This window comes from Leifsonia sp. 115AMFTsu3.1 (assembly GCF_004362795.1).
Lineage (GTDB): Bacteria > Actinomycetota > Actinomycetes > Actinomycetales > Microbacteriaceae > Leifsonia.
In genome coordinates, this window is record NZ_SNYB01000002.1 from 1,245,262 (window position 1) to 1,271,064 (window position 25,803).

A 25,803-nucleotide genomic window follows, 5' to 3' on the forward strand; every position below is an offset into this window, starting at 1 on the left:
GGTGCACGTAGTTGCGCCTCCGCACGGCGTGTCGCGCGCAACTACGTGCACCTCGAGGCCGCGGGCGGGCGCCCGACGGTAGGGTGCTGGGGTGCGGATCGACGAGGACGGGGACGCGGGGGAGGTCGAGGCGCCTGTGGGGGCGCCCCTCCGCTGGTATGAGGCCGTCCTCCCCGCCGCGCTCTTGGCGCTGGGCGCTGTCGCGGCGGTGCTCTTCCTGGTGCCGCGCGCGACGCCCGGTTACGCGGTGTACCTTCTCGTCGCATCGCTGGTCGCCCTCGGCGCCGCAGTGACCCTGGGTGTCTGCGGGTGGTGCGCTTATGCGACGCTCGAGCCTCTGTGGGTCCGCAGGTATCGGTTGGCTGCGGATGCCGCCCTGGTGGCCCTGGGGCTGCTCGTGCTCCTTGCCCCCTTCTCGATCTTCTTCTTCGCATTCGCGGGATACCGCGCGGGCGCGCTTGACTTTCCGTTCGTCGCCCGCGTCGCCCTGCGAGCGTCGCCCGCCCAGTGGCACCGCCGCGCGATCTGGTGCGGTGCCTCCGCGGTCGTGCTCACGGTCGCCAGGCCGCTCGCGCAGGCTCTCGGGTCGCCGCTCCTGTTCGTACCCGTGCTCGTCGCCGGCGCGGGTCTCGCTCTGGCGGCCGGCTTCGCGTACCGCCTGGGCCGGAGCGCCGCATGACCACGGAGTCGGAGGTCGTCCCGCTCGTCCTGTTCCTCGCGCTCGCGGCGCTGTTCGCCCTCCTCGGGCTGTTCCTCCTGCTGCGTCCCGACCGAAGCGCCGAGTTCTTCTCCGAGGAGGATTCGCACCGCCGCTTCCGGGCACGCGACGCGCGGGCGCTCGGCCTGGTCTTCCTCGTCGGCGGCGGGGCACTGGTCGCGCTCGGCGCTGTGCGTCTCGTGGGCATCCTGACCGCCGGCTGAGCGCATCCCGACACCCCGTGCCGCCCAGGGGTCGAAGGGACGCCATCGCCTACGATGGGAGGGGGCCGCCCGGTCCCGATCCGCCACCAGCATCCCGAACCGGAGGGCCCATGCCGAAGCCGCGCACGCAACGCGTCCCGGTGCGCATGTCACGCCCGACCGGCACCGGCCGGTGGCTGCGCCAGCTGCACTTCTCGGCGTTCTCGCTCGTGATGATGGGCGTCCTCGTGCTCGCCGTGCTCATCCTGGCGCCGACCGTCCAGGCGTTCCTGTCGCAGCGACAGCAGATCGCCGACCAGCAGCACGCGGTCGACCAGCTCGCCGCTCAGGTCGACACCCTCAAGGACCAGCGCGCGCGCTGGAACGACCCCAGCTACCTGCGCGCCCAGGCCCGCGACCGGCTGTACTACGTCATGCCCGGCGAGGTCAGCTACCTCGTCATCGACGACCGTCCGCCGGCGGCGAAGCAGGATACGACCCCCGTCAGCTCCAAGCTGGTGAAGACGCAGACCGACTGGGTCGGCTCGCTGTTCGGCTCCTTCATGGGCGCCGGACTGACGCAGGCGACCCCGCAGCAGCTGAGCGGAACCCCGGCTCCCGACCCGACGGCTCCCGCCACCGGGTCGCCCACCCCGAAGAAGTAACGCCATGACCAGACCCCCGTTCGACCCCGTGACCGACGAGGACATCGCCGTCGTCTCCGAGCAGCTGGGCCGTCCCGCCCGCAACGTCGTCGGCATCGCCGCGCGCTGCGTGTGCGGCCGCCCGACGGTGGTCTCCACAGCGCCCCGCCTGGACGACGGGACGCCGTTCCCGACGTTCTACTATCTGACGCATCCCGCCGCGACCGCGGCCATGTCGGCGCTCGAGGCGACCCAGGTCATGGCCGAGTACAACGACCTCCTCGCGGAGGCCGACGACGTCGCGACCGCCTACCGCGCGGCGCACGAGCAGTACCTGGCCGACCGCGAGTCCATCGCCGTGGTGGAGGAGATCGCCGGCATCTCGGCGGGCGGCATGCCCTCCCGCGTGAAGTGCCTGCACGCCCTCGCCGCACACGCCCTCGCCGCAGGCCCGGGAGTCAACCCGATCGGCGACCTGGCGCTCGCCCGCGGCGACTGGTCGCCCGCGGTGTGCGAGTGCCGCATCGACGTCGCCGGCTAGGACGCCTGGTGGGGGACCGGATGCGGCGGTCGGCCGCACGTGAGCCCCGAGTCGCCGCAGGCGGCCCGGCGGCTTCGGTCCGCCCGCGCGGCGTTCGCACCCGGCCGGCCCGCACCCACCCGGCCCGCGGCCTCGCCTCCATCGCCGCCGCGGCCGCGATCGCCATCGCATCCACCCTCGTCCCCGCCACGGCCGCCCGCGCCGACCAGGTGCGCGACCTCGAGTACTGGCTGAACGACTACGGCTTCGCCCAGGCCTGGAACACGACCCGTGGCGCTGGAGTGAAGGTCGCCGTCATCGACACCGGCGTCGACGGCTCCGTACCCGACCTCGCCGGCGCTGTCGTCGGCGGTACGGACGTCTCCGGGGTCGGCGCCGCCTCCGGCCAGAAGCCGCTCGGCGACGCGGAGAGCGCCAACCACGGCACCTGGGTCGCCTCCCTGCTGGCCGGCCGGGGGACCGGGCCGGACAGCGGCGTGCTGGGCGCCGCACCGGACGCCACCATCCTCAGCGCGTCCGTCGCCCTCGGCAAGGCGATAGGACCGGTCGGCAGCGACGAGCAGATCGCCGAGGCCGTCCGCTGGGCGGTCGACAACGGCGCGTCGGTGATCAACATGTCGCTGACCCGCAACACGCTCGACTGGCCGACCAGTTGGGATGAGGCGTTCCAGTACGCCTTCTCGCACGACGTGGTCATCGTGGCCGCGGCGGGCAACCGGGGGAGCGGCACCAGCGAGGTCGGGGCGCCGGCGACCATCCCCGGCGTGCTCACCGTCGCCGGGGTCGACCGGGCGGGCAAGGCCAGCTTCGACGCGTCCGCCCAGGGCATCACGATCGGCGTCTCGGCGCCGAGCGAGCAGCTCGTCGGCGCGAACCCGGGCGGAGGGTACGTGCAGTGGGCGGGCACCAGCGGCGCCGCGCCACTGGTGTCGGGGGCCGTTGCACTCGTGCGCGCCGCGCATCCCGAGCTGAAGGCGCCGGATGTGATCGAGCGGATCATTCGCACAGCGAAACCCGCGGGCGGCACCGTGCCGAGCCCGATCTACGGCTACGGACTGCTGGATGCGGCGGCCGCGGTCACGGCCTCCGTCCCGCATGTCACCGCGAATCCGATGGGCGATCTCGGCGATTGGATCCGCATCCACCGACGGGCGGAATCGCCCTCGACGCCCGCGCCGTCGACCCCCGCTCCGGGCGGCGATCCGCAGGCCGCGCCCGTCCCGGCCAAACTGACCCCCGAGCGCGCGCTACCATGGAATCGGTTCTTCTGGCCGCAATGGAGCGTCCTCACCGCATTCTGGCTGCCGTTCGGTCTGATTGCCGGCTTTCTCGCTCTCGTCGCCCTCGGCGGCGTCGGCGTCTGGTCGCATTTCAGGCGGATGCGCAGCAAGGAGTAATGTAAGGCCCAAACTTATCGGTTAGAGGAGACGCTTCACTGTGCCCAAAATCCTGATCGTCGGCGGCGGATACGCCGGCTTCTACACCGCGTGGAAGCTCGAGAAACAGCTCCGCCCGGGCGAGGCCGAGGTCACCATGGTCGACCCGCTGCCGTACATGACGTACCAGCCGTTCCTCCCGGAGGTCGCCGCGGGTTCGATCGAGCCGCGTCACGCGGTCGTCGCGCACCGCCGCCACCTCAAGACCACGAACATCATCACGGCGAAGGTCACTTACGTCGACCACGCACGCAAGGTGGCGACCATCCAGCCGCCCGTCGGCGAGGCGTACGAGTTCGAGTACGACATCGTCGTGGTCACGGCGGGTGCCGTCTCGCGCACGTTCCCGATCCCGGGTGTCGCGGACCAGGCGGTCGGCCTGAAGAACATCGAGGAGGCCGTGTACATCCGCGACCAGCTCCTCACCAACTTCGACAAGGCCGCCGGGATGCCGGCCGGCCCGGAGCGCGACCGCCTCCTCACCGTCGTGGTCGTCGGCGGTGGCTTCGCCGGCATCGAGATCTTCGCCGAGCTGCGCTCCTTCGCCAGCACGCTGCTGAAGCGCTACCCGGAGCTGTCGTTCGAGGACACGCACTTCCACCTGATCGAGGCCATGGGCCGGATCATGCCGGAGGTGTCGCTCAAGACCAGCCACTGGGTGATCAAGAACCTCGCGGAGCGCGGCGCGCAGATCCACCTGGAGACGCAGCTCACCAGCGCGGTGGACGGCGTCATCCAGCTGTCGACCGGCGAGAGCTTCGAGACCGACCTCATCGTCTGGACCGCCGGCGTCATGGCGAACCCGACGATCGTGCGTCACACCGACCTCCCGATCGAGGAGCGCGGCCGCCTCCGCGTCCGTGCCGACCTCCGCGTGGGCACCGACGAGGAGATCGTCGAGGACGCCTGGGGCGCCGGCGATGTCTCGGCCGTCCCCGACCTGACCGGTGCGGGCGTCGGCGGCTACTGCGTGCCGAACGCCCAGCACGCGGTGCGCCAGGGCAAGCTGCTCGCGAAGAACATCGTGGCGTCGCTGCGCGGCGAACTGCCGCGCCAGTACTACCACAAGAGCCTCGGCGCGGTTGCGGGTCTCGGCGTGGGCGTCGGCGTGCTCCAGTCCGGCAAGATCGCCATGAAGGGCGTCATCGGCTGGCTCGCGCACCGCGGCTACCACGGCCTGGCCATGCCGTCGTGGGAGCGCAAGTGGCGCGTCATCTGGGGCTGGTGGAACAACTTCTGGCTCGGACGCGACATCGTCTCCCTCGAAGCCGTGCAGCACCCGCGCGCCGGTTTCGAGGAGTTCGCCGCCCGCCCGAAGCCGGCCGTCGAGGCCGCTCCGGAGGAGCCGGCGAAGAAGGCTCCGGCCCGCAAGAAGCCCGCTGCCGAGAAGCAGCCGGCGGAGGTCACCGCGAAGTAGTTCGCGGAGCGAACGCCGCACGAAGGCCCGGTCCCCTCAGGGGACCGGGCCTTCGGCGTCCGTTTGAGCCGTTCCCAATCGGAGATCTGCTCCCGATCACGCCGAAACTCCATCCGCACCGCGGTCGGTCGGAGTTTCGGGCCGGTTTTACCGACGCAAGCGCGCCCGGCGGCAAAGTACCGCCAGTGGGACTCGAACCCGAGTCCTGTGCGCGCGGTAGCGGGGATCGAGTCTCGAATCCGCGTCATTTCGCGGCTTTTCGGTTACAGCGACACCGTTTCAATTTCAGGAATGCGGGCGATTCGTGGGCGATATGGGTTGTCATGCCATCTAGCCCTGCAATAACTTGCCGTTCATGGCCGAGACAAGAGTCACAGTTGACTCACCTATTGCAGAGCTGAGGCAGTACTACCGCGACAAGCGAAAGATACTTGACGACCTCGAAGCACCTCAGTTCGTCATGAGCGACAAGAACCCGAACGATCTAGAGTGGCAGCGTGAGAAGGGCCTTGTCTTCGCGCTCGATTTCATAGACGTGCTACTCGAGCGGCTAGAAATCGTCGAAGGGCGCATAGCCAAGCTGGAAGAAACTGCCAGCGGGTAGTCGGTAGCTCATTGGGACGGTCGAAGCCGTGGACGGATGCTCTGTGTGTGAAAGCCGCCTTGACCCAGAGGTACGACGGCGGGGTGGGGCGGGGCCGGGCCTGGAGCCTAAGCCGGGCAAGCGGGCTAGCGTACGGCGCGGCTCAGAAGAGCCTGGGCTGCATCCTCGTATGTATCGAAGGCTGCAGCGAAGTCATCGTTCCAGTCTTCACGCCCAGGGTGCACATGCCACGAGCTCGCGATGCCCTCGTCCCACGTCACGGACCCGAGCAACTCCTGCCCCTCAAGGATGGTCCGCTCGAACGCCCAAAGGCGGTAGGTAACTCGCCGGATCGCGACGACGCGTTCCCGGAAGTCAATGTGACAACCGTGGCCCTCAGCCAAATCGCTACCGAACCTTGCCATGTCGGCATCATAGCCCGAGCCTTCCGCATGACAGCCCGGCCGGTTGAAGCCATCACGGCCTGGCTTGACCCCCGAAGTCGCAGAGAATACTTAGTACCGGGGTGGCCAGGGGGAAGTGGCCTGGCGCGCTCACTCGAACGGACAGTGGTCGACACAGATCGCGGCCGCATGAGGCGCGATCAATGCCACATGCGGTAACGTGTCGACCATGGCGAAGACAGTGGTAGGAAACGCAGCACGCCGCCGCGACCAGGGGGCCCGCAGGGATGTGAACCGGGCTGACTACCGCTCCCTCGGCGCGAAGCCCCCTACAAAGGCGGAGCGTGACGATCTTCGGGCTCTTCTAGAGGATCGTGCTCGCCTGGCATAGCGCGAAGCAGGAGCATAGGTCAGACCTTGGTCGCTTCAGATGCACTGACCCTGCGAGCATAACCTTCGATGATGATACGGGCCCTCAGTGTGAGGACTATCCGTGGGAGTTCGAAGTAGAACAGCACATTAATCGTCTGAATGTGCCGGCGCATCCCCCGTCATTTCTGCTCGTTGGCTACGACGACGTGGGTCTGGCAGCCGTTATTGAGATGCAGGTGTACCAGCTTGACCGCTACTGCTTCGTTAGCGCGGTGGCTGTGGCGCATCGAGTGAGCGGGAACGGCTTATGCGGTGAAGCGCTCGACCGGGTTCCGCAGGTGATGGCGAAGTACGGCTTCGAAAACGACTTCACTGTCGAAGGGCTAGTTGATGTAGACAACTATGCAGCAAAGAGCGCTTTCGAACGTCGTGGCTACGAGTTCTCTGGAATGAGAAACGGATATGAGCGTTGGGGTCGATTGTTCTGAGGTCCTGTGGTCACTCCGCCCTCTCAGCACGGTGGCCCAAAGGTGGGTGGCGAGGTTGTGGTCGGTACCGCGAAGTCTCATCGGCCAGATCTGTCCCGTTCCCCGCGTTCTTGGCAGAAGCGCTGGCAGGACAGCGTGAGGGGAAGACGCGGGATCACCTGGCGTTCGGCGATGGACACAATCAGATCACGACACCTGCATGGCGGGATGGGTGGTTCGTGTGCGCGAAGAAGGGGTCAGAGGTCACCGCGGCGCTGACGATTCACAACCTGCGCCAGACCGCCGCATCGTTGTCGATCGCGGCCGGTGCGAACGTGAAGGCAGTGCAGTGCCTGCTTGGTCATGCGTCTGCGGCTATGACCTGGACGTGTGCGGGCACTGTTCGACGATCGCCTGGATGCGGTTTCGACGGCTTTGGATGACGCCCGGGTGTCTTCGATTGCGGGCGATTCGCGGGGGATCGGCACTGATCGTGGTGGGGTAGTGGTCGCCGATCACAGTGGTTGCAAGGGATCCACGGCCATCTAGCGAAGTACCCCCAGTGGGACTCGAACCCACACTCGGGCGAGTTTAAGTCGCCTGCCTCTACCGATTGGGCTATGGGGGCCGGTGGTGCAGCGGGCCGACGGGCGGCGCGGACGGCCGCCGGTCGCGGTCTAGCGGTCGCGGTAGGGCGACTTGACCATCTGGACGATCGCGGCTGCGGCGATCCCGCCGCCGACGATCACGACGAGCCAGATGAATCCGATGAGCAGACCTTCCATGCGATCAACGCTACACCGTCGCCGCCTCACGCCGCGTCTGCGAACTCCTTCAGCCGTTCCGGAGTCCTTCTCCAAGCTTCTGCGGCACACTCGTCGCAGACACCCTTTCTGGTGAGGTGTCCTCGGTCCGGCCGGTGCCCGGGATCCCCCGACGCGGGCTCCGGCCGGGCCTCCACCCCGCTCAGCGCGGCCGGTTAGGCTCGATACGTGACCACCCGGTGCCCCTGCCTGAGCGGCGAGACGTACGACGCCTGCTGCGGTCCGCTGCACCGCGGCGAGCCGGCCCCGACCGCGGAGCGGCTGATGCGGTCCCGATTCAGCGCCTTCGCCCTCGGCGACGCCGCGTATCTGCTCCGCAGCTGGCATCCGTCCACGCGACCCGACGAGCTGGAGCTCGACCCCGGGCTCCGCTGGTACCGCCTCGACATCGAGCGCACCGAGCGCGGAGGTCCGTTCGACCGGGACGGCGTGGTCGAGTTCGTCGCGCACTACAAGGGCAGCGAGCGGGGGAGCCTGCACGAGGTCTCCCGGTTCGCGCGCGAGGGGCGCGACTGGTTCTACGTGGATGCGCTCAGCGCATCCTGACGCCTGCTACGGCACCGTGCGGTCGAGGGCCGGCGCGACGTAGCGCTCCCACAGCCACACCGCGACGCTGGCCGCCGCGAAGCCGGCCGCGACGCCGACGATGACGATCACGCCGACACCCCGTTCGACGAGGGAGGCCACCGGCAGCAGCAGCGCGAACAGCACGGTGTACACGACGAGGCTCAGCCCGCCCCAGAGCCAGCGCGACCACTGGGCGACGGCACGGCCCGCGAGCCCGCCGAGGGGGAGCAGCATGACGGAAGCCGAGCCGATGCCGATCAGGGCGAGCGCGTTGACGAGCTCGACCAGGAACGCGGTGAACGCCCCGGTGGGCGTGGGGAGCAGCCCCACCGCGAGCCAGGCGAGCACGCCCAGTGCTGCGACGGCCGAGATCTGCACGGCCGCGATCCGGCCGCGGCGCGCGCGGCCGGCGTGCGGGGCCATCGAGAGCCCGAGCACGAGGGCGAACAGCAGAGCGGGCGAGAGTCCGAGCAGGCGGGAGCCGAACGCCGCGACCGCGACCACGACGAGCAGTTCCGGCCGCACAGTGATCCGCGGCACGGGGAGGCCGAAATGCGGCGCCAGGGCGCGACCGGCGAGCACCCAGACCGCGTTGACGGCGGCGACGGCGATCCCGATCGCGAGCAGCACCCGCAGATACGCTCCCGGGTCGGAGAGCGGAGTCGAGAGGGTCACCAGCACCGCCGCGGCGATCCCCACCACGGGCACGAGCCAGCGCGGCTGAGCCCGCACGGACGGCGACGAGGGCACGGCGTCCCCGTTGTGACCCGTCCGAGCGCGTTCCGATCGCGCCGCCGCCCCGAACAGCGCCGAGGCCTCCGCGACGTCGGAACGCGGCCGGTTGCGCCCGAACACGGACACGCGGCGGCGCTCCCGATCCGCCCGGGCGGCGCGCCCGCGGGCGAGCGCGGCGGTCAGCAGCCGCGCCGGCAGGACCAGCAGGAGAAGTGCGGCGATGGCGAGACCGACCGAGCGCATCCACCCGGGCAGGGAGGCCGCTGTCACGACCGGTGCGGAGGCGTTGGAGAACGGCGTCGCGATCCAGCCGCGGGTGTCGGGATGGAGCGGTCCGGCACCCGTCCCGCCACCGGCCGCGGGCGGCACCGGCACCGCGGGGGTCGGCGTCGGGGTCGGCGTACGCGTCGGCGACGGTGTGGACGGCGTGGTGGCCGCCGTGACGCCGAGGGTGACAGCGTTGCTCCCGGCGCTCACGTTCCCCGCGGCATCCCGCTGCAGGGCGGAGAGCGTGTACGCGCCCTCGGGGAGGGCGCCCTGGCACGACCACGCGCCGGCGGCGACGTCCGCGGTGCACACCACGGTCGTGCCCTGGGCGGTGGTCGCGTAGAGGGTCACGTGGGCGCCGGTCTCTCCCGTGCCGCCGAACGCGACTGCCGTGCCGGCGAGCACGGAGGTGCCGCTGGGCGGGGAGGTGATGCCCGGGGCGGCGGGGGCCGTGCGGTCCACGTCGATGGTGACCCGGCCGCTGGCCGCCGACGACTGCGACGAGAACGGAGCCGTCTGCGTCGCCGTCACGGTGTGGCGTCCGTCGGGCAGCGAGCCGCTGAGCACGCACGCCCAGCCGCCGTTCGCGTCGACGGGGAAGGTGCAGCTCGCGCCGGTATCGGCGGTGACCGTGACGCTCGCGCCGGGGTAGGCCGTCCCGCGCACACTGCCGCCGGTCGAGACGACGCCGGTCCCGGCGATCACGGGCGGGTGCAGCACATCCACCCGGGCGCTGTCGGACCCGCTGAGGGTGGACTCGGCGCGGACGGAGACGCCGGGACCGTCGGGCAGCGAGGCGAGGGTGCAGCGCCAGTCGCCGTCGTCATCCACCGTGGCGGTGCAGCTCTGCGCGCTTCCGGGAGAGGAGCCGGCCGAGACGGAGATCGTGTCGGTCGGCGTCGCGGTGCCCGAGACGGCCAGCGGGAAGCTGCGCACCAGATCCGGGAGGCGGTCGATGCTCACGGGGCTGGGCGTCGGCGTCGGGGTCGGAGTGTCGGACGGTGACGAGGTGTCCGTCGGCGAGACGGCCGACGGCGTCGGAACGGCCGCCGGGCGCGCAGCAGCGGACGCCGGCGATGAGCCGGAGCCGGAAGAGAAGGAGGCTGCAGCGGACGAGGCTGCGGAGGAGTGGACTGCGGTGGAGCCGGATGCTGCGGTGGAACCGGATGCTGCGAATGCGGACGTCGATGCGCCGGGTGGGGGCGGCGACGCGGTCGCGGGGGGAGCGGCGCCGATCAGGCCGGCCGCGCTGAGCAGGAGGACGGCGAGCGCTGCGACGGCAGCGACGGACACCAGTCGGCTCGACCCCCGTGGCCGGACTGGTGGTGACACGTCGCTCGTAAATCCCCGCATTCCACCCCATTCCAGGGGGTACGGGTGGCCGGTGTCAAACGAATCGCCCGGATTTGCGGCATACTGTGATCTGGGTCAACTGTCCCACTTTTCTTCCCGTGCGATGGAGCGCGGGTGGAGCCCGAGGAGTCCGGATGACGCGCATCCCGGTCGCAGACCGTCGCACCGCCCTGGTCCAGGCCGCCCTGCGCGTGATCGCCCGTGACGGTGTCGCCGCCGCGACGACCCGCCGGATCGTCGCAGAGGCCCGGATGCCGCTCGCCAGCTTCCACTACGTCTTCGCCTCGCGCGATGAGCTGATGGCCGAGCTGATCGAGGCGGCCGTCGGCAGCGAGCAGACCGACCTCGCGCCCGCGCTCACCGCCGACGCAGGCGGGGGAGGGATGCGCGACGCCGTCCGTGCGGGCCTTCAGCACTACTTCGACGGCGTCCGCGCCGATCCCGGCCGCGAGAAGGCCATGTTCGAGCTGACGCAGTGGGCGCTCCGCGAGCCGGGATTCGAGCCGCTCGCGCGCCGGCAGTACGCGCGCTACCACGAGGTCGCGGCGCAGGCCGCCGCCGAGACCGCGCGTCTGACGGGTCACGAGTGGACGCGTCCCCTCGACGAGATCGCCCGCATCCTGGTCTCCTTCACCGACGGACTCACCGTCGGCTGGCTGGTCACCCGCGACGACGCGGCGGCCGCCGCCGTGATGGATGTGGCCGCCGACGCGCTGGCCGCCCTCGCCGTCCCGGCCTCCGAACCGCACCACCGCACCACGCACCACACCCCGGCCCCCTCGACGAACGCAGGTGCACGATGACGAACACGACGACGCCGGCGGTCTTCGCCGAGCCGGTGCGCAAGGTCCCCGGACGGTGGATCGCCGCCTTCGCCGTCGCCTGGCTGGGCGTGTGGATGGCGCAGCTCGCGCCCATCCAGAAGCTCCTGCCCGACCAGGTGCAGGCGCAGTTGCACTCCGACTGGTGGGTGGACAACGTGATCGCCTTCGGGGTCATCTCGGGCATTTCCGGGGTGTGCGCCATCGTCGCCTACCCGCTGACCGGGGCTCTCTCCGACCGCACGACCAGCCGCTTCGGCCGCCGCCGTCCGTGGATCGCCGCCGGAGCCGTGGTCTTCGCCGTCTCGCTGGTGCTGCTCGGGCTGCAGACCACCATGGTCGGGATGGGCGTGTTCTGGTCGCTCGCGCTGACCGGCTTCTGCATCCTCACTGCCGCGCTGACTGCCACGATCAGCGACCAGGTGCCTGTTGACCAGCGCGGCTACGTCAGCGGCTGGATCAGTGCGCCTCAGGCGATCGGCATCATCCTCGGCGTCGCCCTGGTCACCTACGTCTTCGTCGGCGCGTTCGTCGGCTACACCGCGATGGCGGTGCTGCTGGTGGTGCTCGTGCTGCCGTTCCTGTTCCTGCCGGACGCGGTGCTGCCGGTGGAGCTGCGCGAGCGGATGTCGTTCCGCGGCGTGATCGAGGGTCTGTGGATCAGCCCGCGTGAGCATCCCGACTTCGGTTGGACGCTGCTCAGCCGCGTGCTGGTCAACTTCGGCAACGCGTTCGGCACGTCGCTGCTGCTCTACTTCCTCGAGTTCGGCCTGCGCGACCCGAACGCCGACGACGACCTCCTGATCCTCATCCTCGTCTACATGGTGTTCGTGATCGTGGCCTCGCTCGTGCTCGGCCGGCTGTCCGACCGTCTCGGCCGCCGCAAGGCGTTCGTATTCGCGTCGTCCGCTGTGCAGGGCGTCGCGGCGCTGCTGCTCGCGTTCGTCCCGCAGCTGTCGGTCGCCATCGTCGCCGCCGCGCTCCTCGGCATCGGCTACGGCTGCTTCCTGTCGGTGGATCAGGCGCTCGCCACCCAGGTGCTGCCCGACCCGGAGAGCCGCGGGAAGGACCTCGGCATCATGAACATCGCCTTGGCCGTTCCGCAGGCTGTTGCGCCCCTGTTCGGCGCGGTGATCGTGGCGGCGTTGGGCGGCTTCGCCGGCCTGTTCGTCCTGTCGGCCGTGTTCGCGTTCGCGGGAGCGCTCGCGGTCGCCCGAGTGAAAGCGGTGCGCTGATGAGCGACCTCGACCTGTCCACTCCGCCGGCTCCGTCCGAGCGGACGTGGACGACGCCCGACGTCTTCTGGCCGTCGCTCTCCGCGGCGACCGCGCGGCTGGACCCTCCGCTCGCGGTGCTCCACCTTCCCGCCCTGCGGCACAACGCCCACGACCTGGTGCGCCGGGCGGCCGGGCCGTCTGACCGGCCGGCGAAGGCCATCCGGGTCGCCTCCAAGTCGGTGCGGGTGCGCTCGGTGATGGATGCGGTGCTCGCCCTTCCCGGGTACGCGGGCGTGCTCGCGTACACGCTTCCGGAGGCGTTGTGGCTCGCGGAGGGCGACGCGGAGCACCCGCCGATCGAGGATGTCGTCGTCGGCTACCCGACCGCCGACCGCACCGCGATCGCCCGCCTCGCCGCGTCACCCGAGCTCGCCGCGCGCGTCACGCTCATGGTCGACTCGATCGCCCACCTGGACTTCATCGACGCGGTGGTTCCGCCGGCGCAGCGGGAGACCATCCGGCTGTGCCTCGAGCTCGACTCCTCCTGGTTCGCGCCGGTGCTCGGTCACGTCGGCGTGTTCCGGTCGCCGCTGCACTCGGCGGCGTCGGTCCGCACGGTCGCCGAGGAGATCGTGCGGCGCCCGGGCTTCGCGCTCGTCGGGATGATGGGGTACGAAGCGCAGATCGCCGGCCAGGGCGACAACCCGCCCGGCAAGCCGGCCTGGGGTGCGACGCTGCGGTGGATGCAGAAGAACTCCCGCGACGAGCTCCTCGGCCGCCGGGGTGAGGCCGTCGCCGCGGTACGGCAGATCGCCGACCTGGAGTTCGTGAACGGCGGTGGGACGGGCTCCATCGAGTACACCGCCTCCGACGAGTCGGTCACCGAGATCGCCGCGGGCAGCGGACTGTTCGGCGGCCACCTGTTCGACACCTACCGGGCGTTCCATCCGGCGCCGGCCGCATCCTTCGCCCTCTCGGTGGTGCGCCGGCCGAATCCGGAGACCGCGACCCTGCTCGGCGGCGGCTGGATCGCCTCCGGCCCTCCCGGGCCCGACCGGATGCCGAAGGTCGAGTGGCCGACCGGGCTGAGCATGGTCGCGCGCGAGATGGCCGGCGAGGTGCAGACTCCGCTCACCGGCGCCGCGGCCGGCGTGCTGCGCATCGGCGACCGCGTCTGGCTGCGGCACACCAAGTCCGGCGAGCTCAGCGAGCACGTCGACGCCTTCCAGCTGGTGGACACCGTGGACGGGCGGGCGCGCGTCGTCGGCGAGGCATCCACGTACCGCGGCGACGGGAAGGTCTTCCTGTGACGGCGGTCGGCGGCCTGTGGCGCACCTGGGGCCGGACCGAGGCGGTGCGCCCGCAGCGCGTGGAGCGCCCGACGACGGCGGAGGCCGTGCAGCGCGCAGTGCAGGCGGCGAACCGGACCGGGATGCGCGTCAAAGCGGTCGGCGCAGGGCACAGCTTCACGGGCATCGCCGTGGCACCGGGTGTGCAGCTCGACCTCGAAGACCTCAACGGCATCCGCGATGTCGACCTCGAACGCGGGCGTGTGACGCTCGCGGCCGGCACGCACCTCCACCAGCTGCCGCGGCTGCTGCGGCCGCACGGCCTGGGGCTCGAGAACATGGGGGACATCGACCGGCAGACGATCGCCGGGGCGACCTCCACCGGCACACACGGCACGGGCGGGTCGTTCGGCGGGCTGGCGACGCAGATCGTCGGGCTCACGCTGGTTACCGGCACAGGAGAGCTGCTGCGCGTCGACGAGACGGAGAACGCCGAGCTGCTCCCTGCTGCGCGCCTGGGGCTCGGCGCGCTCGGCGTCATCGTCGACATCACCCTGCAGTGCGTTCCCGCGTACCTGCTGCAGGCCGTCGAGCGGCCCGAACCGCTGCAGGCGACCATGGAGTCGTACCTGGAGCGGTCGGCGGGGGAGGACCACTTCGAGTTCTACTGGTTCCCGCACACCGAGACCGCCCTGACCAAGACGAACACGCGCCTGCCCCTGACGGCCGAACGGAAGCCGCTGCCACGCGTCGGCCGCTGGGTGGACGACGAACTGCTCGCCAACGGCCTCTATCGGGGAGTGTGCGCGCTCGGCACGGCGGCGCCCGCCGTCATCCCGCCGTTCAGCCGCCTCGCGCAGCGCCTCACCGGCAACCGCGACTTCACCGACCACGCGCCGCGGGTCTACGTCACCAACCGCACGGTGCGATTCCGGGAGATGGAGTACGCACTGCCGCGGGAGGCGGTGCCCGAGGCGCTCGCCGAGGTGAAGGCGCTCATCGAGCGGAAGGGATGGCGGATCTCGTTCCCGATCGAGGTGCGGAGTGCCGCGGCCGACGACAACTGGCTGTCGACGGCGTACGGGCGCGAGACGGGCTACATCGCCGTGCACCGGTACTACCGGGAAGACCAGCGCGAGTACTTCGCCGCGGTCGAGGAGATCATGGTCGCCCACGACGGGCGCCCGCACTGGGGCAAGCTGCACAGCCGGGATGCGGACGCGCTGCGCGCCACGTACCCGCGCTTCGATGACTTCCTCGCGGTCCGCGACCGCCTCGACCCCGAGCGGCGCTTCGAGAACGCCTACCTGCGCCGCGTCCTCGGTCCCTGATCGCCGAGGTGCACGTCGTGGTCGTTAAACCGCCGGAATAGCAGCCACAAGGTGCACTTCGGCGCCTAGAAAGTGCCGCCCATTTGCTCTAGGCGCTCGACGCGCTGCGGGATCGGCGGGTGGGTGGAGAAGAGGCGCGCCATGAGGCCCGGCTTCAGCGGGTCGTTGATCCACAGGTGGGCCATGGACGAGTTCTGCTTCTGCATCGGACGGCCGTAGGCCTCCAGCTTCAGCAGCGCACTGGCCAGGGCGTCCGGGTGGCGGGTCGTCATCGCACCGGTGGCGTCTGCGAGGTATTCGCGCTGACGCGACACGGCCAGCTGCACGAGGGTCGCCACCAGGGGCGCGACGATCGCGGCGATCAGCCCGAACACCAGCACGACCGGGTTGCCGCCGCCGTTGTTGTTGTTGCGGTTGCCGCCGAAGAACGCCATGCGGAGGAAGATGTCGGCGATGAAGCCGATCGCCACGGTCAGGCCGAAGACGATCATCCCGAGCCGGATGTCGTAGTTGCGGACGTGCCCGAGCTCATGCGCCATGACGCCCTCGAGCTCGGCGTCCGTCATGATGTCGAGCAGTCCGGTGGTCGCGGCGACGGAGGCGTGCTCCGGGTCTCGGCCGGTCGCGAACGCATTGGGTGCCGGATCGTTGACGATGTAGACGGCCGGCATCGGCGTTCCCGTCGCGATGGACAGGTTCTCGACGACGTTCCAGAGCCGTGGGTTGTCCGCCTTCTGGATCGGGATCGCGCCCGACATGCTCAGCGCCTGGCTGCTGGCCAGGTAGTACTGGAAGAGCGCGTACAGCACCGCTCCGACGAGCACCACGACGAGGATCGTGTAGCTCTGGTAGATGTACGCCGCCAGCCATCCGAGCGCACCGATGAGGACCAGGAACAGCAGGATGATGAAGACGGTGTTGCGCTTGTTCCTGGCGATCGCCCTGTACATCTACGCCCTAGAACTGGACGCGCGGGGGCTCGGCGATCGCGGCGAGGTTGTCGACCTCGAAGAACTCGCGCTCGGTGAAGCCCAGGCGTCGGGCGAACAGGTTGTTGGGGAACACCTTGATCTTGGTGTTGAACTCGCGCACCCCGCCGTTGTAGAACCGGCGCGACGCCTGGATCTTGTCCTCGGTGTCGACCAGGTCGGCCTGCAGGCGCAGGAAGTTCTGGCTCGCCTGCAGCTGCGGGTAGGCCTCGGCCACGGCGAAGATGCTCTTCAGCGCGGTCTGCATGTGGTTCTCGGCGACGGACGCCTCGCCCGGCGTCTGCGCGGAGAGCGTCTCGGCGCGCGCCTGCGTCACGGACTCGAAGACGCCTCGCTCGTGCGCGGCGTATCCCTTGACCGTCTCGATCAGGTTCGGGATGAGGTCGGCACGGCGCTTCAGCTGGACCGTGATGTCGCTCCACGCCTCGTCCACCCGGACCTTCAGGGTGACCAGCGAGTTGTAGGTGGCCCACAGGTAGATCCCGATGATCGCGACGATCACGACGACGATGATGACCGGAATGAGCCATTCCATGTTCGCAGAACTCCTTGTGTGCCAGGCGCCGGGTCGAGCAGATGCGCAGACCTCATCCTAGCTTCGGCGAAGCGCGCTCTCACCGCGTTCTCATCACACTCGAAGCAAGCGCATCGGCTGTGGACAGCACCCTCGGTCGGCGCCGCGGCGTGCAGAATGGGGCCGTGAGCGAAGCAGGCACGCGGCGACGTCCCGGACGGCCGCGGAAGGAACGCGGGGCCGGGTCCGCGCGGGCGTCGATCATGCGTGCGGCGGCGGAGGAGTTCGCCGAGCGCGGGTACGAGGGGGCGTCGCTGCGGGCGGTCGCCCGGCGTGCGGGCGTCGACCCGGCGCTCATCCACCACTACTTCGACGACAAGGCCGACCTGTTCACCGCGACGCTCGAGGCGCCGCTTCGGCCGGACCGCGCGGTGGATCTGATCCTCGCCGGCACCCAGCACGACATCGGCGAGCGCCTCGTCGCCTACCTGCTGGAGCGTCTGGACGACGAGAAGTCCGGCCGCCGCATGGTCGTCATCCTTCGCACCGCCCTCAGCTCGGGCCCGGGCACGCGCATGGTGCGCGAGTTCCTGCTGCGCGAGGTCCTGTCCAAACTCGCGGGGCTGGTCGGGGGAGAGGATGCTGAGCTGCGCGCCGAGCTCGCCGCCAGCCAGCTGGTCGGCCTGATCATGACGCGGTACGCCCTCCGGGTGGAGCCCATCGCCGGTACGCCCCGGGAGGAGCTCGCGCGTCGCGTCGGCGCCGTCGTGCAGTGGCACCTGTTCGGAGCGCCGGACGCACCTCTTGACGCGGAGCCTCCCACAGGCGAATAATTCATCACATGATGAATTCGCGGAGAACGTCCGCGGAAGCGGGCGACGACGCCCTCGCCGATGCGATCGCCATCGAGGGGCTCCGGGTGCGGCGCGGCCGCACCGACGTCCTGCACGGGCTCGACCTCCGCATCCCGCGCGGCCAGGTCGTCGGCCTGCTGGGGCCGAGCGGCTGCGGCAAGACGACGCTGATGCGCGCGGTCGTCGGCGTGCAGAAGGTGAAGTCGGGCACCGTGACGGTGCTCGGCCAGCCCGCCGGAACCGCGGCGCTCCGCCACCGCGTCGGGTATGTGACCCAGGCGGCCAGCGTCTACGACGACCTGACCATCCGCCAGAACCTCGAGTACTTCCGCCGCGTGCTGGGCGCCGGCCGCGCCGACGTCGACCGCGCGATCACGGCGACCGACCTCGACGAGCACTCCGGTCGCCTGGTCTCGACCCTGTCGGGAGGTCAGCGCAGCCGGGTCTCCCTCGCCGCGGCCCTGCTCGGTTCGCCCGACCTCCTCGTGCTCGACGAGCCGACGGTCGGGCTCGACCCGCTGCTCCGCGTCGAGCTGTGGGCGCTGTTCCACCGCCTCGCCGAGGCCGGCACCAGCCTCCTGGTGTCGAGCCATGTGATGGATGAGGCCAGCCGCTGCGACCGCCTCATCCTGATGCGCGAGGGGGCCGTGCTCGCCGATGCGACCCCGGCGGAGCTGCTCGCCGAGACGGGAGCCGTCGACGCCGAGGGCGCCTTCCTCGCGCTGCTGCGTCGTCACCACGCCCGGCATGCTCTGCCGGACGCGGAGCCGGACGCGGAGCCGGATGCCGAGTCGGAGAGCGGAACGGAGGTGGAAACGCCATGAACCCGACGCGCACGCTCGCGACCACCGGCCGCGTGCTCACCCAGATCCGTCATGACCCGCGCACCGTGGTGCTCCTGCTGGTGGTGCCCGCGCTCCTCGTCGGCCTCGTCGCCTGGATCTTCACCGACACCCCGGTGTTCCAGACCATCGGCCCGGCCATCCTCGCCCTGTTCCCGTTCATCGTGATGTTCCTGGTGACCTCGATCACCACACTGCGGGAGCGGAGGACCGGCACCCTGGAGCGTCTCCTGTCGATGCCTCTCGGCCGCAGCGACTTCATCCTCGGCTACACGCTCGCGTTCGGGCTGCTCGCGGTGGTGCAGGCGCTCATCGCGTCGGCGTACGCGCTGTGGGTGTGCGGGCTCGACGTGAAGGGCGACCCGTGGCTGCTGGTCGCCGTCGCGGTGACGGATGCCGTGCTCGGCAGCACCCTCGGACTGTTCGCGAGCGCGTTCGCCCGCACCGAGTTCCAGGTCGTCCAGTTCATGCCCCTGCTGGTGTTCCCGCAGATCCTGCTCGGTGGGATCTTCCTGCCGCGCGACCAGCTCCCGGCCGGCCTCAAGGAGATCAGCGACTGGCTGCCGCTGTCGCACGCGGTCGATGCGCTGAACGCCGTCGCGACGAACTCGCACGACGCCGCCTACGTGGGCGGTCAGCTCCTCATCATCGGAGCGTTCGCGGTCGCCGCGGTCGTCTTCGGGGCGCTGACCCTGCAGCGGCGCACCGCCTGACCGCACCCGCAGGCCGCCGGCTTGCGTAGGTAAGAGGGCCGCAAATCTCCGACATACCGCGGTGCGGATGGAGATTCTGGGCGGACGCGGCCGAGTCTCCGACGGAATGCGGCGGGTGTCCGACCGTGGCGGAGCTCCGACGCAGGCGGCGCAGCGGCGCGGAGCGCGCTACGCGCTCGCCTCCTCATCGGACACCGGCAGCTCGGCCGTGCCCGTGTAGCGGTAGCGCACGCGCGAGCCGGTGCGCGGCTCGTCGATCGGACGCCACTCGGTGCCCACGTTGTCGTCGCCCACGATCGAGACGTCGCGGATGACGTCCTTCGGCTGCCCGTCGACGAACGACTGGATGACCTCGGCGTAGACCTCGGAGTCGGGGTTGAGCAGCACCGCGATGTAGTGGTCCGACTGCCGCACCTCGCGCGCGGGCACCCACAGCCGCTCGTCGAACTGCACCAGCGTGCCGCCGTCTGCGGCTGCGTGCGGCCGGACCCCGGTGACGATCCCATCGAGCCAGGTGTCGCCGTCGTGGTACGCGTACAGCTCGCGCATCGGCGTCTCGTAGTCGGCCTCGTCGGCCCCGTCCTGATCCAGATAGTCCAGTGGTGACGTCGTCATGCCCCGAACCCTACCCCCGCCCGCAGTGCGCCCGCGAGGAGCGGCGCGAGGTCGCCGCGCGCACCCTCGGCCACCTCGACGCGCTCCAATCCCTGCCACGCGGCCGTCGAATCCAGCAGCGGGAGGAGCCGGTCGATCGTCGCCGGGGGAGCGCCCGGCTCCGTCCATGCCGACTGCACGCGCAGGACGCCCGCCTGCCGGTCGCTCTTCAGGTCGATGCGCCCGACCAGGGCGTCGTCGAGCAGGATCGGCAACGAGTAGTACCCGTACACGCGCTTCGGCGCCGGCGTATAGATCTCGATGCGGTAGTGGAAGCCGAACATCCGCAGCGCCCGGTCGCGATACCAGACCACCGGGTCGAACGGCGAGAGCAGTGCCGCCGCTTCGATCTGCCTCGGCTTGCGGGCGTCGCGGTGCATCCACGCGCGCAGCGGCCGGCCGGCGCTCTCCCAGCCGGGCACCTCGACGGGGACGAGCTCGCCCGCGTCCTCCAGCTCCTGCAGGGCGACGGAGACGCGCGGGCCCTTGATGCGGTAGTAGTCGGCGAAGTCGCGGGCCGTGCCGATGCCGTGCGCGACCGCGGCCCGGCGCAGGAGCTCGCGGACCGCATCCTCATCGCTCACGGTCTGCTCCAGCACGCTCGCCGGCAGCACGTCGGCGGCCAACCCGTAGCGGCGCTGGAACCGGGTGCGCCCGGCGATCGCCACCTCGCCGAAGAGGAACATCCGCTCGAGTGCGCGCTTCACCTCTGACCAGCCCCACCACGGACCCGTGCGGTGGTTGGCGTCGTGCTCGATCTCACCCGCGACCAGCGGACCGTTGGCGGCGAGCTCTCCGCGCAGCCACTCCACCGTGCTCTCGTTGACCTCGAACCAGCTCCCCGGACCGCCGTACCGGGCGCGGTAGTCGCGCATCCGCCAGGCGAACAGCGGCCAGTCCTCCGTGCGCATGAAGGCGGCCTCGTGCGGCCAGTACTCGGTGTACGGGCCGCGGGCGTCGAAGGTGAGCCGGTCGAGGAGGCCGCGGTCGTACGCGCCCAGGCGTGCGAACGCGGGGAGGTAGTGGCTGCGCTCGAAGACGTTGACCGAGTCGATCTGCAGCAGCCGCAGGCGGTCCATCAGTCCGTTGAGCTGCCGGGTGCCGACCGCGTCGGGATGCGGCCGGCCGAAACCCTGCGCGGCCAGCGCGATGCGACGTGCGAGTGCGGGGGAGACCTGTTCGACCACGCGACGACCCTATCGACAACCCCGGACACCGGACGTTCACCGCCGCGTCACCGGCACGCGACCGCCCGGACGCCTGGCCTTCCTACCGTGACCACGTCCGGGCGCTCCGCCCGGTCGACACCTTGCACTGGAGGAAACCCGTGATCAACAAGCGCGCACGTGTCGCCGGCTTCGCCGCCGCGGCCGCCGTCGTCGCACTCTCGCTCTCCGCCTGCTCCGGTGGCGCGAGCGCCAGCACTGCAGACACCGCGAAGATCAACTCCGCCACCGACGTCGCGTCGGCCGGCGGGATGGACGCGCTGGTCGCGGCCGCGAAGAAGGAGGGCAGCCTCAACATCATCGCGACGCCGGGCGACTGGGCGAACTACCAGGAGATCTTCGACGGCTTCACCAAGAAGTACGGCATCACGATCAACCCGAGCCAGGACAGCGCCTCCAGCCAGGAGGAGATCGACGCCGCCAAGAAGCTCAAGGGCCAGGACACCGCTCCGGACACCTTCGACGTCGGCTCCTCGGTCGCACTCGCGAACACCGAGTACTTCGCGCCGTATAAGCCGACAGGCTGGGACGACATCCCCGACAACCAGAAGGAGAAGGACGGCCTCTGGAAGGTCGGCTACTACGGCGTCATGGCGGTCGGCTACGACGCCAACAAGATCAAGACCGCGCCGAAGTCGTTCGACGACCTCCTGAAGCCGGAGTTCAAGGGCGCGGTCGCGCTCAACGGCAACCCGACCCAGGCGGCCGCAGCGGCCGGCGCCGTCGCGTACGCCACCCTGCAGAACGGCGGGACGCTCGACGACCTGACCCCTGGCATCGACTGGTTCACCAAGCTGAAGAAGGCCGGCAACTGGAACGCCGCCGATGGCAAGCCCAACACCATCGCCTCGGGTGAGACCCCGGTGCTGCTCGACTGGTCGTTCAACCAGAAGGGCTACGCCACCTCCGACACCATCAAGGGCGGCGGCGTGGACTGGAAGTACGTCGTGCTCCCGGGCACCGCGTACGTCGGCTACTACAACCAGGCCATCAACAAGGACGCCCCGCACCCAGCGGCCGCGCGCCTCTGGGAGGAGTACCTCTACAGCGACGCCGCCCAAAACGCATGGCTGAAGGGCGGCGCCTACCCGGCGCGCGTCGACGCGATGGAGAAGGCCGGGACGCTCGACAAGGACGAGTTCCCGGGCAAGCTGGATGAGGTGGCCGTCATGAGCGACAAGCAGGCCACCGACGCCGGCACCCTGCTGAACGCCAAGTGGGCGAACGCGGTCGGCTGATGACCGAGACCGTCACAGGCGCCGCGGCGCCTGCGGTCGGACGCACCGCCGCCGGAGTCTCCGAGACGGAGACCCGGCGGCGGCCGTCGTCGGCCCGGGCCGCCGTCGAGCGGCCGAGACGACGCCGCAGGACGGGCGCGGCCGCCGTGCTGGGGCTGACGCCGTTCGCGTTCTACGTCATCGTGTTCCTCGCCATCCCGACGGTCGTCGCGGTGGGGAGCGGGTTCCTCGACGACGCCGGCCGCTTCACCTGGGCGAACCTCACCGGTCTCGCCGAGCCGGCCATCGCCGGCTCCTTCTTCGGCGCGTTCTGGCTCTCGGCCGTGACCGCCGTCGTCGGTGCGATCGCCGGAGCCGCGCTCTGCTTCGCCCTGCTCCGCTCGCGGTCCGGCGGCGTGACCCGCTCCCTGGTGGATTCGGCCAGCAGCGTCCTTGCCCAGTTCGGCGGCGTCATGCTCGCTTTCGCCTTCATCGCCACGATCGGCGCGCAGGGCCTGGTGACGGTGCTGCTGCGGAACGTCGCGCACATCAACATCTACGAGAACGGCGTCTGGCTGTACACGGTGCCCGGCCTCATCCTCCCGTACCTCTACTTCCAGATCCCGCTCATGGTCATCACCTTCATGCCTGCGTTGGAAGGACTCCGCCCGCAATGGCTGGAGGCGACGGCGACCCTCGGCGGCAGCCGCTGGACGTACTGGACGCGCGTGGGCGGCCCCATCCTGCTCCCGTCGTTCCTCGGCAGTCTGCTTCTGCTGTTCGCCAACGCGTTCTCGTCGTACGCGACGGCCGCGGCCCTCGTCGGCCAGGCGAACAACATCGTGTCGTTGCAGATCCGGCAGGCGCTCATCAGCGAGACCGTGCTCGGCCGGGCGAACCTGGCCGGGGCGATGGCGCTCGGGATGCTGCTGGTCATGGTCGTCGTCATGCTCGGCTACTCGGCCCTGGTGCGACGGACGGCACGGTGGCAGCGATGAGCCGCGCGGTCGAGTCGCGCCCGGTCCGCCCGCGCCCGGTCCGCCGCCGAGCGCCCGAGCTGCGGCTCGGCCCCGGTCCCGTGGTGCGTGCCGTGATCTGGACGCTGCTCGGGCTGTTCTTCCTCGTCCCGCTGTTCTCGATGGTCGAGTTCACCCTGCGCACCGCCAAGCCCGGCGTGTACAACCTCGACCGCTGGGTGGCCGTGTTCTCGGGCGAGACGACCCGGTACGACCGCGTCTACCAGGGCCTCGGCAACTCGCTCGTGCTGGCGGTGGTGACGGTCGCGATCGTGCTCCTCGTGCTGCTGCCGACGATCGTGCTCGTCGAACTGCGGTTCCCGAAGCTGCGGAGGCTGCTGGAGGGGATCTGCCTGCTGCCGATCATGATCCCGGCGATCGTGATGGTCGTCGGTCTCGCTCCGACCTACGCGGTGGTGACCGAGGTCTTCGGCTCCGGCGCCTGGACGCTCGCCTTCGCGTACGGCATCACCGTGCTGCCGTACGCCTACCGGGCGATCCAGAGCAACGTCGCCGCCGTCGACATGATCACGCTCAGCGAGGCCGCCCGGTCGCTCGGCGCCGGCTGGTGGACGGTGTTCTGGCGGGTCCTCGTGCCGAACCTCCGGCGCGGCATCCTCGCCGCCTCCGCCCTGTCCGTCGCCGTCGTGCTGGGCGAGTTCACCATCGCCTCGCTGCTCTCCCGCGTCAACCTGCAGACCTCCCTGCTGCTGGTGTCGCAGTCCGACCCCTTCGTCGCGGTCATCTTCGCGCTCCTCGCGCTGGTGTTCGCGTTCGTCCTCCTCGTCGTCGTCGACCGCCTCGTGAGCGTCCGGCGCCGCACCGCGAAAGGCTGACATGACCGCCCTCGAGACCCCGCTCCTCTCCTCCCGCACCGGCTCCACCGTCGAGTTGCGCGACCTCGTCCGCGACTTCGGCGGCGGCGTCGGCCTGTCGGGCTTCGACCTCGAGGCCGCGCCGGGGGAGCTGATCGCCCTCCTCGGCCCCAGCGGGTGCGGAAAGACCACGGCGCTCCGCTCGCTCGCCGGACTCGAGCGGGTGGACAGTGGCAGCATCCTCATCGATGGACGCGACGTCACCGACGAGCCCACCAGCCGGCGCGACCTGGGGATGGTATTCCAGTCGTACTCGCTGTTCCCGCACCTCACCGCCGGCCAGAACGTCGAGTTCGGGCTGCGGATGCGCAAAGTCGCCCCGGCGGACCGCCGCCGCCGCGCCGCTGAGGCCCTCGAGCTGGTCGGCCTCGATCACCACGCGGGCCGGTACGCGCACCAGCTGTCCGGCGGCCAGCAGCAGCGCGTCGCCCTCGCCCGCGCCCTCGTCACCGAGCCGCGCGTCTTGCTGCTCGACGAACCGCTGTCGGCGCTCGACGCGAAGGTCAGGGTCCAGCTCCGGGATGAGATCCGCCGCATCCAGACCGAGCTCGGCATCACCACGTTCTTCGTCACGCACGACCAGGAGGAGGCGCTCGCCGTCGCCGACCGGGTCGCCGTGATGCGCGCGGGCCGGATCGAGCAGATCGGCAGCCCGGAGGAGCTGTACCACCGCCCCGCGACCGCGTTCGTCGCCGAGTTCGTCGGCCTCACGAACCGGGTGGACGGCGTGGTCGCCGGCGGGCGGCTCACCGTACTCGGACACGAGGTGCCGCTCGCCTCCGATGCGGTCGACGGCCCCGTGACCGCGTATCTGCGGCCGGAGGACGTCGTGCTCGCCGGCGGCGGCATCCCGGCTGTGGTGCTCACGACGAGCTTCCTCGGCGCGTTGCGCCGCACGCGCGTCCGGCTGGAGGACGGCACCGAGCTGTCGCTGCAGCACGGCGCACGCGAGCGGCCGGAACCGGGCGAGCGGGTCGCCGTGGGGCTCACCGGGTCTCCGGTCACCGTCGCGCCGCGGGACGCCGGAAATGGGGCAGTCCCGGCGCGCTGACCGCGGAGTAGAGTCCGCGCATGTCCAGCGAGACTCCGAATCGGGGTGGGCGTGCGGGGGAGGACGCAGAAGTCGCTGTGCAGATCGATCCCGCAACGTTCGAGAAGACCCAGTCCCTCACGGACATCGCGCACCGCATCTCGGTGCACGATGTCATCACTTTTCCCTGGTACCGCCCCATCGACACCATCAGCCCCACGCACACCGTGGGGAAGGGGCGGACCAACCTGACCCTCATCGCGTCCGACATCATGCAGACGGACACGACCGGCACCCCGTACGCGTCGTTCACGTACCGCCCGACACCGTCCGGCGGCCCGGGGGTCTCGGTGCACTTCACGCCGGGCGACTACGGGGCGACGGCGGTCGGCGACTACGTCGTCACCTTCGTCATCGCGGCGAACGGCAGCGTGAACCTCACGGTCGGCGGCTACGCGGGCGGCACGATGCCCACCGGGCTCGGGCCGCGGGTCGTGAACGGGAACGTCGCCATCGTCGTCGGGCTCAAACACGTGCCGCCGACGCAGGTGACGTATGCCTCCATCCAGCAGACCGGGGGAGCCACCTGGCAGTGGTACCGCACGGCCATCGAGTATCCGCCGTTGATCCTGCAGCTGTGAGCCGGCGCCCCTGAGCCGAGGCACCGATCCAAGGCCCCGGCCGGCCCCGGATCCGCCCGGCTGT

Annotated in this window: 28 protein-coding genes and 1 tRNA gene; 22 read left to right on the plus strand and 7 right to left on the minus strand. The window is 70.5% G+C overall.

Annotated elements, in window-relative coordinates; all coding sequences use genetic code 11:
* The first annotated feature begins 91 nt into the window (after window positions 1-91).
* The 7 genes from AXZ95_RS17005 (at window position 92) to AXZ95_RS17035 (ending at window position 5,542) form a co-directional block, all read left to right on the plus strand.
* Entirely contained in the window at window positions 92-679 is a 588-nt protein-coding gene (locus AXZ95_RS17005; protein ID WP_018191591.1) for a hypothetical protein, read from the plus strand.
* Entirely contained in the window at window positions 676-921 is a 246-nt protein-coding gene (locus AXZ95_RS17010; RefSeq protein ID WP_018191590.1) for a hypothetical protein, read from the plus strand. The genes AXZ95_RS17005 and AXZ95_RS17010 overlap by 4 nt, the downstream gene beginning before the upstream one ends.
* 146 nt (window positions 922-1,067) lie before the next feature.
* Window positions 1,068-1,565 carry a septum formation initiator family protein gene (locus tag AXZ95_RS17015; RefSeq protein ID WP_231374452.1) on the plus strand — a complete coding sequence of 166 codons (498 nt, stop codon included), beginning with the start codon at window positions 1,068-1,070 and terminating at the stop codon, window positions 1,563-1,565.
* A 4-nt stretch (window positions 1,566-1,569) separates the two neighbouring features.
* The gene (locus tag AXZ95_RS17020; protein WP_018191588.1) at window positions 1,570-2,085 is read left to right on the plus strand and encodes a DUF501 domain-containing protein; all 516 of its coding nucleotides are present in this window, start codon (window positions 1,570-1,572) and stop codon (window positions 2,083-2,085) included.
* Window positions 2,086-2,093: 8 nt separating this feature from the next.
* A complete protein-coding gene (locus AXZ95_RS17025) occupies window positions 2,094-3,482 on the plus strand; it encodes a S8 family serine peptidase (protein ID WP_026307239.1) in 1,389 nt (462 codons plus the stop codon).
* A 40-nt stretch (window positions 3,483-3,522) separates the two neighbouring features.
* Window positions 3,523-4,938, plus strand: a complete 1,416-nt coding sequence (locus tag AXZ95_RS17030; protein WP_018191586.1) for an FAD-dependent oxidoreductase — start codon at window positions 3,523-3,525, stop codon at window positions 4,936-4,938.
* A gap of 355 nt (window positions 4,939-5,293) precedes the next feature.
* Window positions 5,294-5,542 carry a hypothetical protein gene (locus tag AXZ95_RS17035; protein ID WP_133638947.1) on the plus strand — a complete coding sequence of 83 codons (249 nt, stop codon included), beginning with the start codon at window positions 5,294-5,296 and terminating at the stop codon, window positions 5,540-5,542.
* Window positions 5,543-5,667: 125 nt separating this feature from the next.
* Here the strand turns inward: AXZ95_RS17035 and AXZ95_RS17040 are convergent, their stop codons facing one another.
* Window positions 5,668-5,946: a hypothetical protein gene (locus AXZ95_RS17040; protein ID WP_018191584.1), complete on the minus strand. Its 279-nt coding sequence runs from the start codon at window positions 5,944-5,946 to the stop codon at window positions 5,668-5,670.
* Between the two features lie 557 nt (window positions 5,947-6,503).
* Here AXZ95_RS17040 and AXZ95_RS17045 point away from each other — a divergent pair.
* Together AXZ95_RS17045 and AXZ95_RS17050 are read left to right on the plus strand one after the other, a co-directional pair.
* Window positions 6,504-6,785 (plus strand): hypothetical protein, encoded by a 282-nt coding sequence (locus AXZ95_RS17045; RefSeq protein ID WP_208108416.1) that lies wholly within the window; start codon window positions 6,504-6,506, stop codon window positions 6,783-6,785.
* Between the two features lie 110 nt (window positions 6,786-6,895).
* Window positions 6,896-7,207: a tyrosine-type recombinase/integrase gene (locus AXZ95_RS17050; protein WP_166645326.1), complete on the plus strand. Its 312-nt coding sequence runs from the start codon at window positions 6,896-6,898 to the stop codon at window positions 7,205-7,207.
* A gap of 111 nt (window positions 7,208-7,318) precedes the next feature.
* On the opposite strand, the gene AXZ95_RS17055 is transcribed toward AXZ95_RS17050, so the two are convergent.
* Window positions 7,319-7,392: transfer RNA gene (locus tag AXZ95_RS17055), tRNA-Leu, on the minus strand.
* A gap of 364 nt (window positions 7,393-7,756) precedes the next feature.
* Between AXZ95_RS17055 and AXZ95_RS17060 the strand changes: the two genes are divergently transcribed.
* Complete coding sequence (locus tag AXZ95_RS17060) at window positions 7,757-8,134, plus strand: YchJ family metal-binding protein (protein ID WP_018191582.1); 378 nt, start codon at window positions 7,757-7,759, stop codon at window positions 8,132-8,134.
* A 6-nt stretch (window positions 8,135-8,140) separates the two neighbouring features.
* Here the strand turns inward: AXZ95_RS17060 and AXZ95_RS17065 are convergent, their stop codons facing one another.
* Window positions 8,141-10,450: an Ig-like domain-containing protein gene (locus tag AXZ95_RS17065; protein WP_020487541.1), complete on the minus strand. Its 2,310-nt coding sequence runs from the start codon at window positions 10,448-10,450 to the stop codon at window positions 8,141-8,143.
* 194 nt (window positions 10,451-10,644) lie between these two features.
* On the opposite strand from AXZ95_RS17065, the gene AXZ95_RS17070 reads away from it, so the two are divergent.
* Genes AXZ95_RS17070 through AXZ95_RS17085 form a run of 4 tightly spaced genes read left to right on the plus strand, consistent with a single transcriptional unit; the run spans window position 10,645 to window position 15,168 of the window.
* A complete protein-coding gene (locus AXZ95_RS17070) occupies window positions 10,645-11,313 on the plus strand; it encodes a TetR family transcriptional regulator C-terminal domain-containing protein (RefSeq protein WP_018191580.1) in 669 nt (222 codons plus the stop codon).
* Complete coding sequence (locus tag AXZ95_RS17075) at window positions 11,310-12,566, plus strand: MFS transporter (RefSeq protein WP_018191579.1); 1,257 nt, start codon at window positions 11,310-11,312, stop codon at window positions 12,564-12,566. The genes AXZ95_RS17070 and AXZ95_RS17075 overlap by 4 nt, the downstream gene beginning before the upstream one ends.
* The gene (locus AXZ95_RS17080) at window positions 12,566-13,858 is read left to right on the plus strand and encodes an amino acid deaminase/aldolase (protein ID WP_018191578.1); all 1,293 of its coding nucleotides are present in this window, start codon (window positions 12,566-12,568) and stop codon (window positions 13,856-13,858) included. Before AXZ95_RS17075 ends, AXZ95_RS17080 begins: the two co-directional genes overlap by 1 nt.
* Complete coding sequence (locus AXZ95_RS17085; RefSeq protein WP_018191577.1) at window positions 13,855-15,168, plus strand: D-arabinono-1,4-lactone oxidase; 1,314 nt, start codon at window positions 13,855-13,857, stop codon at window positions 15,166-15,168. The genes AXZ95_RS17080 and AXZ95_RS17085 overlap by 4 nt, the downstream gene beginning before the upstream one ends.
* A gap of 65 nt (window positions 15,169-15,233) precedes the next feature.
* On the opposite strand, the gene AXZ95_RS17090 is transcribed toward AXZ95_RS17085, so the two are convergent.
* Together AXZ95_RS17090 and AXZ95_RS17095 are read right to left on the minus strand one after the other, a co-directional pair.
* Window positions 15,234-16,118 (minus strand): M48 family metalloprotease, encoded by an 885-nt coding sequence (locus tag AXZ95_RS17090; RefSeq protein WP_018191576.1) that lies wholly within the window; start codon window positions 16,116-16,118, stop codon window positions 15,234-15,236.
* 7 nt (window positions 16,119-16,125) lie between these two features.
* Window positions 16,126-16,692, minus strand: coding sequence for a LemA family protein (locus AXZ95_RS17095; protein ID WP_018191575.1), 567 nt, complete (start codon window positions 16,690-16,692; stop codon window positions 16,126-16,128).
* Window positions 16,693-16,856: 164 nt separating this feature from the next.
* Here AXZ95_RS17095 and AXZ95_RS17100 point away from each other — a divergent pair, with 164 nt between their 5' ends.
* From AXZ95_RS17100 to AXZ95_RS17110, 3 genes are read left to right on the plus strand one after another with little or no spacing between them, the layout of a single operon-like run.
* Window positions 16,857-17,504, plus strand: coding sequence for a TetR family transcriptional regulator (locus AXZ95_RS17100; protein ID WP_231374451.1), 648 nt, complete (start codon window positions 16,857-16,859; stop codon window positions 17,502-17,504).
* A gap of 8 nt (window positions 17,505-17,512) precedes the next feature.
* Window positions 17,513-18,349 carry an ABC transporter ATP-binding protein gene (locus tag AXZ95_RS17105; RefSeq protein WP_018191573.1) on the plus strand — a complete coding sequence of 279 codons (837 nt, stop codon included), beginning with the start codon at window positions 17,513-17,515 and terminating at the stop codon, window positions 18,347-18,349.
* The gene (locus tag AXZ95_RS17110) at window positions 18,346-19,080 is read left to right on the plus strand and encodes an ABC transporter permease (protein ID WP_018191572.1); all 735 of its coding nucleotides are present in this window, start codon (window positions 18,346-18,348) and stop codon (window positions 19,078-19,080) included. Before AXZ95_RS17105 ends, AXZ95_RS17110 begins: the two co-directional genes overlap by 4 nt.
* A 168-nt stretch (window positions 19,081-19,248) precedes the next feature.
* On the opposite strand, the gene AXZ95_RS17115 is transcribed toward AXZ95_RS17110, so the two are convergent.
* Both AXZ95_RS17115 and AXZ95_RS17120 read right to left on the minus strand, forming a co-directional pair.
* The gene (locus AXZ95_RS17115; RefSeq protein WP_018191571.1) at window positions 19,249-19,695 is read right to left on the minus strand and encodes a hypothetical protein; all 447 of its coding nucleotides are present in this window, start codon (window positions 19,693-19,695) and stop codon (window positions 19,249-19,251) included.
* Window positions 19,692-20,921 carry a crosslink repair DNA glycosylase YcaQ family protein gene (locus AXZ95_RS17120; RefSeq protein WP_018191570.1) on the minus strand — a complete coding sequence of 410 codons (1,230 nt, stop codon included), beginning with the start codon at window positions 20,919-20,921 and terminating at the stop codon, window positions 19,692-19,694. Before AXZ95_RS17120 ends, AXZ95_RS17115 begins: the two co-directional genes overlap by 4 nt.
* Window positions 20,922-21,061: 140 nt before the next feature.
* Between AXZ95_RS17120 and AXZ95_RS17125 the strand changes: the two genes are divergently transcribed.
* Genes AXZ95_RS17125 through AXZ95_RS17145 form a run of 5 tightly spaced genes read left to right on the plus strand, consistent with a single transcriptional unit; the run spans window position 21,062 to window position 25,739 of the window.
* A complete protein-coding gene (locus AXZ95_RS17125) occupies window positions 21,062-22,198 on the plus strand; it encodes an extracellular solute-binding protein (RefSeq protein ID WP_018191569.1) in 1,137 nt (378 codons plus the stop codon).
* The gene (locus AXZ95_RS17130) at window positions 22,177-23,175 is read left to right on the plus strand and encodes a hypothetical protein (RefSeq protein ID WP_018191568.1); all 999 of its coding nucleotides are present in this window, start codon (window positions 22,177-22,179) and stop codon (window positions 23,173-23,175) included. Before AXZ95_RS17125 ends, AXZ95_RS17130 begins: the two co-directional genes overlap by 22 nt.
* On the plus strand, window positions 23,163-24,029 hold the full coding sequence (locus AXZ95_RS17135; RefSeq protein ID WP_018191567.1) for an ABC transporter permease subunit: 867 nt from the start codon (window positions 23,163-23,165) through the stop codon (window positions 24,027-24,029). The genes AXZ95_RS17130 and AXZ95_RS17135 overlap by 13 nt, the downstream gene beginning before the upstream one ends.
* Before the next feature lies 1 nt (window position 24,030).
* Entirely contained in the window at window positions 24,031-25,119 is a 1,089-nt protein-coding gene (locus AXZ95_RS17140) for an ABC transporter ATP-binding protein (RefSeq protein ID WP_018191566.1), read from the plus strand.
* A 20-nt stretch (window positions 25,120-25,139) separates the two neighbouring features.
* Window positions 25,140-25,739, plus strand: a complete 600-nt coding sequence (locus tag AXZ95_RS17145) for a hypothetical protein (protein WP_231374450.1) — start codon at window positions 25,140-25,142, stop codon at window positions 25,737-25,739.
* Window positions 25,740-25,803: the final 64 nt, after the last annotated feature.

Excerpts from the sequence above, each read along its gene's own strand:
- AXZ95_RS17110 (WP_018191572.1), top strand. The coding sequence starts at position 18,346 with ATGAACCCGACGCGCACGCTCGCGACCACCGGCCGCGTGCTCACCCAG.
- AXZ95_RS17015 (WP_231374452.1), top strand. The coding sequence starts at position 1,068 with ATGTCACGCCCGACCGGCACCGGCCGGTGGCTGCGCCAGCTGCACTTC.
- AXZ95_RS17075 (WP_018191579.1), top strand. The coding sequence starts at position 11,310 with ATGACGAACACGACGACGCCGGCGGTCTTCGCCGAGCCGGTGCGCAAG.
- AXZ95_RS17040 (WP_018191584.1), bottom strand. The coding sequence starts at position 5,946 with ATGGCAAGGTTCGGTAGCGATTTGGCTGAGGGCCACGGTTGTCACATT.
- AXZ95_RS17115 (WP_018191571.1), bottom strand. The coding sequence starts at position 19,695 with ATGACGACGTCACCACTGGACTATCTGGATCAGGACGGGGCCGACGAG.
- AXZ95_RS17095 (WP_018191575.1), bottom strand. The coding sequence starts at position 16,692 with ATGGAATGGCTCATTCCGGTCATCATCGTCGTCGTGATCGTCGCGATC.
- AXZ95_RS17070 (WP_018191580.1), top strand. The coding sequence starts at position 10,645 with ATGACGCGCATCCCGGTCGCAGACCGTCGCACCGCCCTGGTCCAGGCC.
- AXZ95_RS17145 (WP_231374450.1), top strand. The coding sequence starts at position 25,140 with ATGTCCAGCGAGACTCCGAATCGGGGTGGGCGTGCGGGGGAGGACGCA.
- AXZ95_RS17020 (WP_018191588.1), top strand. The coding sequence starts at position 1,570 with ATGACCAGACCCCCGTTCGACCCCGTGACCGACGAGGACATCGCCGTC.
- AXZ95_RS17090 (WP_018191576.1), bottom strand. The coding sequence starts at position 16,118 with ATGTACAGGGCGATCGCCAGGAACAAGCGCAACACCGTCTTCATCATC.
- AXZ95_RS17080 (WP_018191578.1), top strand. The coding sequence starts at position 12,566 with ATGAGCGACCTCGACCTGTCCACTCCGCCGGCTCCGTCCGAGCGGACG.
- AXZ95_RS17140 (WP_018191566.1), top strand. The coding sequence starts at position 24,031 with ATGACCGCCCTCGAGACCCCGCTCCTCTCCTCCCGCACCGGCTCCACC.
- AXZ95_RS17105 (WP_018191573.1), top strand. The coding sequence starts at position 17,513 with ATGATGAATTCGCGGAGAACGTCCGCGGAAGCGGGCGACGACGCCCTC.
- AXZ95_RS17010 (WP_018191590.1), top strand. The coding sequence starts at position 676 with ATGACCACGGAGTCGGAGGTCGTCCCGCTCGTCCTGTTCCTCGCGCTC.
- AXZ95_RS17035 (WP_133638947.1), top strand. The coding sequence starts at position 5,294 with ATGGCCGAGACAAGAGTCACAGTTGACTCACCTATTGCAGAGCTGAGG.